This is a genomic window from Pseudomonas sp. BN606, assembly GCF_029873115.1.
Taxonomy (GTDB): Bacteria; Pseudomonadota; Gammaproteobacteria; order Pseudomonadales; family Pseudomonadaceae; genus Metapseudomonas.
Map to the genome: position 1 here is coordinate 98,522 of NZ_SSOF01000087.1, position 8,595 is coordinate 107,116.

The following is an 8,595-nucleotide window of genomic DNA, read 5'->3' on the forward strand; positions in this document are numbered from 1 at the left end:
TTAGCCTAGATCATGCTGGCAGAAGTGGAACGACCGAGCGTTCATGGAATGTTGCAACAAGCCTGCATGGCGGATTCAGGGATGATTGGCATGGGACAGCAATCCAAATCATGAACACGCGCTCCCCCTGGCGAGGGCGCCTTGGCCGGACGCTTACATCGTTCCGGCTTCGACAACCGCCAGGTAGGCACCCAGCGGTTGTGGCGGCTTGGGCAGGCCGATGCCGGCTGCTACGAGGCTTTGATAGACGACAGAGCTGAACTACTGCTCGTGGTCTGGCACAAGGTTGACCAGTGGCGTTAGGAATACCTGCGCGACGCGAGCCCAGGCCGCCAGCGTTTCGAGGTCCAGCTGCACGGATTCAGCTTCAGCCCAGATACAGGCGTTTTCGGTGGGCACTGCCGGTGCGGCGCCGTCGACAACGGTCAGGGCCATAGCATGGAGTCTCAGCAGCTCGTCGCGCAGTGCGACGACACCGCCCATCTCAGCCAGGCAGGCATCCAGACGCTCAACCAATTGCAGAAGCTGAGTGGTGTCATAACTCTCGCGCAGTTTCTCCAGTGCTGCTGCATCCACCTCACCATAGGCGGTGACACGAAACGACGCCGGTGGGACTTCGATCATTGTATTTCCTCCACTGTAGCCTGGATGGGCGTGCTGCCCCGGAGCGAACCCGCCGCCTGCTGGAAGACCGAGTCTTTGATCCAGGGTTCCGGCGGGCGGTTTAGCTTGAGGTTGAACTCACCGAAGCGCTTGACGTTACTGGTCAGGTAGGGGCTAAGGAAGGACACATCCTCATCGGTGAACTGCCAGCCCTCGCGCGCCAATTTCTGCAGGATACGCATCATGTCCACGGTGTTCTGCAGGATCACCGAGGAGGCCACCATATCGTTGTAGCGCAGCCGCTTCTGCTGCTCGTCCGGGTCGTTCTCGGCGATCACATCGCCGCCGAAAGACAACCACTTGGAAAAGCCGTTGTAGGACTCGATCTTGTTGGTGTTCGCGGTGACTTCCTGGCGCAACTCGCGGCTGCCGATCCAGTTGAGCAGGAAGATCGTCCGCACCACGCTGCCCAACGCCTGAGCTGCGTGGTACAGCTTGTTGCGCCGGCTGTAGGAGCCCAGCTTGCGTAAGAGCATGGGCGAGGAGATCTTCCCGGCCTGGATCGACAGCGCCACCTGCATCAGATCCTGCCAATGGGTCTCGATCAGTTGCCAGTCAGCGGTATCGGTGAACAGGCGGTTGATGTGCTTGTACGCCACCCCGCGCTCCGGTCGGCACATCACCAGCTCGCGCCAATTGCGGATGCGCGGCATGAGGTTGATGCCGAGCAGGTGGGTAAACGCGAACACCGTGGCCGACTGTCCCTGGGTGTCGGAATACACCGTGTCCGCTTCCACGCTGAGGTCGGCCTTCAGCAGACCCTCAATTACGTAGATCGCCTCCCAGATGCCCGGCGGGATGAAGTGCTGGAACACGGCGATGTAGTTATTGGCCACGTGCCGATAGGCCACCGCCCCCATTTTGCGATAGCGGAAGTGATAGCCGGCCAGCAGGTTGTCGTCGTAGAAGTCGAATTGAGTGCCGTCCGCCGCCACCGCCTTGCCGTCTCCCCACAGCTTGGGCAGATCGAGTTGCAGATAGAGCTCCACCAGCTCCCGGTTGGCCTTGTCCAATTTTTCCAGCGAAAGATGGCGGCGATTGGTGTAGGAGAGCATGTGCGGCGTAACATTTCCGGCCAGATGCCGGGCCGCCTGGTTGGGCCCCAGGTTGCAGCCCATGGCGAAGATGGTCATCAGGTAGCGCTCAGCTGGATCTTTGAGCTTCGACTCGTTGCCAGAGATCGGTCCGAAATGCCGGGTGAACTGAATCCAGTGCTCGATGTTGGCCATGATGTCGAGCACGTGCCGGGCGGGCATCCGCTGGATAACCGCCGTTTGCAAGGAGATGGCTGAGGGCGGGATATCCCGCGCCATCACCCGCCGCAGCACGGGCTCGCCGGCGTCATTGATCGAAACATCGCCACGGCAGGAAGGGAACTTGTCGTCCAGTTGTTGCGCGGTTTCCTCCAAGTGCGCCTTGAGGGATGCAACAAATTCTTTGGCCGAACTGGGCAGGCCAACCTTCTCGCAGTAAGCCGGCAGTCGCTCCAAACACTCCTCCCAAGGGAGCAGCTGCCTTCGGTAATCATCGAAGGACTCAGACCCTAGCACGCAAAGATCCCCGGAGCGCAATTCGCTGGCCAGGAAGGAGAACACGCAGACTTCCAAGTAGCGGCGGTTGGTCGGCGGACCCTCGCTGGCGGGGCGGCGTACGACTTTGCCCCAACGTTCCGTTGCAAACGAAAGATCGACATGTTCATCGATCCACTCGCGATGCAAATTCTCGTTGTCTTGGATCAGTTGGAGGGCCTGAATCAGTGTGCGGTCCTGGGTGGTCGGCTCCAGTTGCAGCAGGTGACTCAAGCGAAACAGCAGCGAGCGATGAGATTTGAAGTGTTTCCAGATCAGGGGCAAGTAGTTATTGCCCCCGGTGGCCTGTACTTCGGCACAGGACTCCAGCAGCCGATCGAGATTGCCGTCGGGGCAGAGGTACTCTCGAATCAGGCTGCCGGCTTCCTCGTTGCTTGGCTCCTGGGCCAGAATCTGCAGCACCCCGCCCAGGGTGGCTACCAGTTGTTCCACCTTCTGACGTTGTCGGACCTGGATTTGCTCCAGCTCCTCCTTGGCGCGTTTGTGAATGGTCGAAATGCGGCGGATGAACATTTCAGCCAGGTGGTCCCGGGTTCGCACTCGCATCCGATAGATCAGCGCCAACATCAGGGTGTAGCGCTTGGGTAGTGAGCATTCCTTCAGTTCTGAAACGTCTGCGGCGGCGGCCTGAGCAGCAAAATGCCGAATCTTCGTCTCAACAATTCCCTCGAAAATAGTGTCCAGGTCGCCAAAGCTATCCAGCCAGGCAAGGTGGTCGATCAAAACCTCAAGATGCTTGCGCGACGGCTTCTTGGGCGCCTGCTTGAGGGAATTGAAGTCGCTTTGCCTCCGCCCAAAGTCCGTATCCAGCAGGTCCTTCAACTGGTAAATCACCTCGATAGGCGCTCGGGTTACCACCAGGTTGAAAATTTTCTCTTGAGATTCCGCCCGAGCGGCCTCCGCCAGATCGTTCAACGTCGAATAGGCAGGCAACTCGTAATTCCGGCTAAGCAGTTCCTCGATGACCGCATTGATGATGTCGGCTCGCTGTTCGAGCAGAGGGGCCATCAGCTGCGCATGTGCGGCAGCGATGTCCTGGCCCTCTGACCCGTAAAACGGCTGAACCCCAAGCTTTTCCCGCACCGCATTCATATGGCGGTAAAGCTGCATCCACTTATAGGGCGACAAAGCTATCTTGTTTCGCAGACCTATCTGAGTGCGGATGAAGTCGACAACTGGCTCTGGCACGTCAGCTATCTCTGGGAAGTACCTCAGGACCTGAAAGGTCTTGAATAAAACCGCGAGATTCAGTCGAAAGGCAGAATTAGAGCGGCTTTTCACCCAAGTGACTTCTTCCGCAGAGAACGTGAAATCCCGCTGCAGCTCCGCCCTCGAATAGGAACGCGACAGAGCGGGGTAGGCAGTACGTTCGAGGGATGCCATGGACAACTCCTTTCTCGGCTAAGCGGAAAAGATAGACCATGGATTAGCAGCAACCTCTGCCGCTTTAAAAATCTCGTTAAATTAGTTACTTACAGACCAAATGAATGAATTTTCCCCTTATCCCGGCATGCCCCCAACTATGCGTACAGCGGTGTCACGGGATGCAGACAGTCCTCGCGTAGCTGGGTCATGATCACCACGAGTGTGTGTTCGCTGTAGTACTGGCGCAGTCGCTCCGAGTCTTCCACCCTGACCTCCAAAATCAACTGACCGTTCTCCATTCAGCGTGGGTATTCACTACTACCCCCGCCTTCATTTTGGTGGAGGTGATCCAAAGGAATTTGTCATCGACATTGTTGCTGGGCGACGCCTGAATGACGCCATCCGTGCCACCACGTTCGCGACTCCGCGTCAAGACGGCGCTGCCGGTTTTTTGAACTGGCCGTGAGCGACTGAGCGAAGAGGAGGAGGGCTGCGGCCACTATGCCCGCCAGCGGTTGGAGATGGCCAAGGAGCCGGTGGTCAAGCCGGGGCAGCCCATGGCAAAAAATGTCTATCCAGGCACCTGCGCGACCTGCCACGGTCGGCACGGTGAAAGTTACGCTCTGCTCAAGACCCTGAACCTTCGCATCCTCGATGCCACCGACCTGGAACGCTAACTGATTCCTGAGCGCGGATGTTCAGGTGGCCCTGCGGTCCATCCAGTCCGAGTCGGTGCTGCTGCAATTCGGCGACCTGCTGGCGGGGCAGGCAAATCGTCGAGCGCTGACCCGTATCCGGTTAGGGGGTGGGGGGAAGGTCCGCTGCACGCTACGCTAGCCCAGTGTCCTGCCTGAGCTTTCGGACCTCTCCGGAAGGTCAGAGCTCGAACGGAATGCTGAGCTTAGCCCACAGCATGTCGCCCTCCGGGCGGTTCTCCACGTCGAACTCCTTGGCCCAGCGGATCTCGGCGCTGCAGTACTCGAGGAAGGTGTAGTGCAGTGCCGGGCCGATGGCGAAGACCTGGCCGCGCACGCCGTCATCCACATCCTCGCCGAGGAACTGCACGGATCGTCCATGCTGTTTGTCGTCGGTGGTCTGCTTGAGGTAGTAGCCATTCAGCCCCAGGCGCAGGTTTTCGGCCACCCGATAGCTGGCCGAATAGTCGAAATGAAAGATCTGCCCAGAGCGATAGTCAGTGTCGTGGTTTTCCTTGTTGAAGCTGTAGGTAGCCTTCAGCGACAGTTCGGTGCGTTCCGTGGGTAGCAAGGTGAAGGAAAACAGCGGCTTGTACGTGTAGAAGTTGTTGCTGGTGTTGGCCAGCCGGCCGGGGTCGTAATCGCCGGTGGGAATGGTGATTTCCAGCGCGGCGCCCAGGGTGAGATTCTTGCCCATGTCCCAGAGGATGATCGGGGCCAAGGTGGTGTCACCGATGCTTTTCCGCTCGTCGTTCAGGCCAAATGCGGAGACCCGCTGCCGTACGTAGGGTACGGCGACGTAGCCTCCTAGCCGCCCCCCGAAGACCCGCAGCGGGCTCACGTAGTCCAGGCGCGCAGTGATCGAATCCGAGGTGATCTCGGCGCCGGGAACCTCGCCTCCTTGGGAGCTGATGTTCAGCTTTCTGGCTTTGTAATGGTTGTAGTAGAGAACGAAGGCGAACAGGTGGTCGGGCAGGTTGTCCACGTCCAGGGGCAGGGTGAAGAAGCCATCGGTTCCCGGCGCGATGTTGTCCACGCCGTTCTCGGTGGCGTGGGCGGACGCGCTGAGGGCCAGGATGAGGCAGGTCGCCACACGCAGCGGCGTACGCGCAAGGGTCGAAGTCATGTTTGCGCTCATCATTATTGGATACGGAGTGGCAGGTCTTGGCCCTGCTCTAGGTATAGGCCGAATTGGCCGTTGGGGCAGGGGTATTGGCGGTCAGCAAGCGTACATTCATGCACGGGGTCTTCCATCGCCATGATCTCCGCTGTTTAGATGATAGCGTCAGGGGCCGCGAGGCGAGTGTCCGATAGGAACTTGTCTGGACCAGACTTGATGATCAGACATTGGAATCGACCAGCAAAATATTGGTGAGCACGGCTGCAGCCAGCAAAACCTGATACAGAACTGTATGTAGGACCCTCAACGCAGTTAGCGCTTAACAGGAAGGCGCTTGACCGAATGTGCCCGCTGCTCGTCCAACGAGTTGTAATAGGTGTTCTGGGTAGTGCTGAGGCTGTTGTGGCGCAAGTCAGCCTGTAGGTCCTTCATATCCCGGTGGGGTGCATCGAAAGTAGCGGAGGTATGCCGCAACCAGTGGAGCGAGGCCGAGCGGAGTTGGTCGATCTCGTCGTCATTCCAGCCTTCCAGGGCCATCCGCGCCAACGTGCTGTCGAACACGTCTTGCAACAGCAGTCGGAGATGCCGATCGGACAGGCCACCTCGTCCCTTTAGGGTGCTGATCAGCGGCGCTTTCTCATGGGCGGAGGGTAGGGGAGAGAGCTGCAGGTGTTGGCGATAGCGCACCAGATAGCTCTGAATGTAGTCATCGCGGATGCTGATCTTCGCCGCCTTATTGCCCTTGCCCACCACATGGAACCACCAGTTGCCCGTGCTATCACGGCGGATGTCGCCCATGGTGGGTGTCCAGTTATCACGCCCAACCAGGTCAGGTACCCGCAAGTACATGGAAAATAGGGTGGCAACGATGAATAGCGTGCGTTCATGGATCGGATCGGCGGCAGCCATCTGTTCGGCGGTCTCGATCACATAGCTCCACTGCAACTGGGTCAGGGAACGGGAGGCGACATCCAGAGTGTTGCGTTGTTTGTAGATGGATTTCTGCTTCACGGCCCGGAAGGGGTTTACCTCGGTCAGGCCTTCATCTATGGCGTGCTGGAAGAAGCTGCCGCACACGGCGAATACCCTGGGCCACTGACCCTTGGGACATACGATAAGGGCGGGGGGGAAGGGCGACGAGGGTTTCATCGGCGATCTTGCGTTCGTGCTTGGCCACCGTATGACTGAACGGCCGCCAGTGCTCATTGATGATATAGGTATCGGTATTCAGTTTCTTGCGGCCACCGACGCGCAAGAAGCGGGATTTCACCACAGGGCCGATCCAGTCGGCTGGCGGGTTGAGGCAGAACTACATGAAGATTTCGGCATCCCGTCGACGCAAATCGACGAGGGGCTTGGCCGCCACCAGCAGGGACCAAAGAAGTAGCCGCTCGACATGAGTCCTGTAGGAGTTGTAGGTGGCCTCGTTGCCCGCGTAGGACTTCAGAAATCCGCGGACCGCTCGATAGCCCTCAGCCGCCGGCACAGCTCAGGACAAAGTCCCGAACCAGGGGAAGCTCTCCATTGAGGTTGAGAAAGTTGAGCTCGTGAAATCGATCGAAGGTCTCGAAAAGCGGTTGCGGATGCCGCGGCATGGAAATGGTCAACCTGGGTATGTGCATCTAGATTGGTGCTTTCGGCGCAGCATAGAGCAATATCCGGGTCTGGTGATTATCGGATATTGCTAGCGTGTTGCTCTTCATCCAGTAGGTACGCGCGGTATCCCTATTGGCCGCTTCAGTGGTGGCCGCTCTAATCGCAGGCATAAAAAACCCCTCAGTAGCCTCCAAGAAACTGGAGGCCAAGAGGGGCCGTGTTGCGGGCATGCTAGGAGTCTATGTTGACCATGTCAACAAGACGCCCATGCCGTGGTTGGCAAGCACACAGCACACAGTGATCACCTTGCAAAGCGCAAAGCGCCGCCAGGTAATTGCGCTTTGGGGTTCTACCCCATTTCCACGGACGGTTTGAAAAGGGCTGAAAACCTCAAATCTTGCCGGGCGACTCTACGACGCATTCGTGGGTTATGAAACCGCTCGATGTAGTCGAATAGATCCGCCCGTGCTTCATCGCGCGTTCGATACGCTTGATGGGCAACACGCTCCCGTTTGAGCAGGCCAAAGAAGCCTTCACAGGCAGCGTTATCGCCACAATGCCCGACGGCACTCATGCTACAAACCAGCGTGTTGCGAGTCAGAAAGCGCTGGTAATCCGCACTGGTGAACTGGCTGCCACGATCCGAATGCAGGATTACTGACCAATCGCCCTGGCGTTGCCAGATGGCCATTTCCACCGCTCGGATCACCATCTGCCGATCCTGACGGTGATGCATCGACCAGCCAATCACCAGCTTGCTGTACAGGTCGAGCACCACGCACAGAACAGTTTGCCCTCCAGGGTGGCGACTTCCGTGATGTCGGTGACCCACTTGCGCTCCGGCTCCACGGCGGTGAAGTCGCGCTCCAGTAGATTTTTCACGCCAGCTGGACGACCAGAGGCTACTCGACCAAGGCCGCGCTTCTTCCGACGTGGCCATCCTTGAATCCTCTCTGCGGACATCAGGCGAGCAACGCGGTTCAGGCTGACGGTTTCACCTTCGTCGAGCAGATCCTCACGCATACGAGGAGCGCCGATCACACCACGGCTGTCCTCATGAATCTCCCGAATGCGCCTTACTAGGCGCGCATTCTCTTGAGCGCGTGGACTTGGTTCGCGATCCTGCCAGTCGTAATAGCCGCTGGCAGAAACCTTCAGGCAACGGCACATCAGTCGTACCGGGTACTCGTTGCGGCAGCGCTGGATCACCGAGTACCGCTCGATGACTCCCTGGCAAAGTACGCTGCCGCGTCTCTTAAAAAATCACGTTCCTTGGTCACCCGAGCCAACTCACGCTTGAGGCGGGCAAGCTCCTCATCTCGCGGACTTCCGGTTCCTGGAAACGCCTTTTCTACGCCTGGCTGCGACTCTCTAACCCAGCGGGTGAGCAGGTTCGGAGCAACACCAATCTCCAGGGCAACCTGTCGGCAGCTCGCCCCTGAACGACGAACCAGCTCGATGGCTTCCCGCTTGAACTCGGGGCTGTATCTCTTGCGCTTGGACATGAACACTCCTTCAGCTCAGCGTGAGCTTACTCGAAAGTGTCCGTGCTAACGGGGTAGAACCC

5 protein-coding genes and 2 pseudogenes are annotated in these 8,595 nt (G+C 58.5%); 1 reads left to right on the forward strand and 6 read right to left on the reverse strand.

Annotation, left to right across the window (positions count from 1 at the left end; translation table 11 throughout):
- Positions 1-261 precede the first annotated feature (261 nt).
- From tnpC to E8E75_RS28370, 3 genes are all read right to left on the reverse strand, one after another.
- Positions 262-624: a Tn3 family transposase post-transcriptional regulator TnpC gene (tnpC, locus tag E8E75_RS28360; protein ID WP_280360052.1), complete on the reverse strand. Its 363-nt coding sequence runs from the start codon at positions 622-624 to the stop codon at positions 262-264.
- Positions 621-3,635 carry a Tn3 family transposase gene (locus tag E8E75_RS28365; RefSeq protein ID WP_280360054.1) on the reverse strand — a complete coding sequence of 1,005 codons (3,015 nt, stop codon included), beginning with the start codon at positions 3,633-3,635 and terminating at the stop codon, positions 621-623. Before E8E75_RS28365 ends, tnpC begins: the two co-directional genes overlap by 4 nt.
- Before the next feature lie 137 nt (positions 3,636-3,772).
- Entirely contained in the window at positions 3,773-3,901 is a 129-nt protein-coding gene (locus E8E75_RS28370; RefSeq protein WP_280360056.1) for a hypothetical protein, read from the reverse strand.
- A 237-nt stretch (positions 3,902-4,138) separates the two neighbouring features.
- Between E8E75_RS28370 and E8E75_RS28375 the strand changes: the two genes are divergently transcribed.
- Complete coding sequence (locus tag E8E75_RS28375) at positions 4,139-4,294, forward strand: hypothetical protein (RefSeq protein WP_280360058.1); 156 nt, start codon at positions 4,139-4,141, stop codon at positions 4,292-4,294.
- A gap of 199 nt (positions 4,295-4,493) precedes the next feature.
- Here E8E75_RS28375 and E8E75_RS28380 read toward each other — a convergent pair whose 3' ends face one another.
- The 3 genes and pseudogenes from E8E75_RS28380 to E8E75_RS28390 all read right to left on the reverse strand — a co-directional run bounded on the left by E8E75_RS28380 (position 4,494) and on the right by E8E75_RS28390 (position 8,533).
- On the reverse strand, positions 4,494-5,438 hold the full coding sequence (locus E8E75_RS28380) for a transporter (protein WP_028628317.1): 945 nt from the start codon (positions 5,436-5,438) through the stop codon (positions 4,494-4,496).
- Positions 5,439-5,744: 306 nt separating this feature from the next.
- A pseudogene (locus tag E8E75_RS28385) lies at positions 5,745-7,027 on the reverse strand (site-specific integrase).
- A gap of 350 nt (positions 7,028-7,377) precedes the next feature.
- Positions 7,378-8,533, reverse strand: a pseudogene (locus tag E8E75_RS28390) (IS3 family transposase).
- Positions 8,534-8,595: the final 62 nt, after the last annotated feature.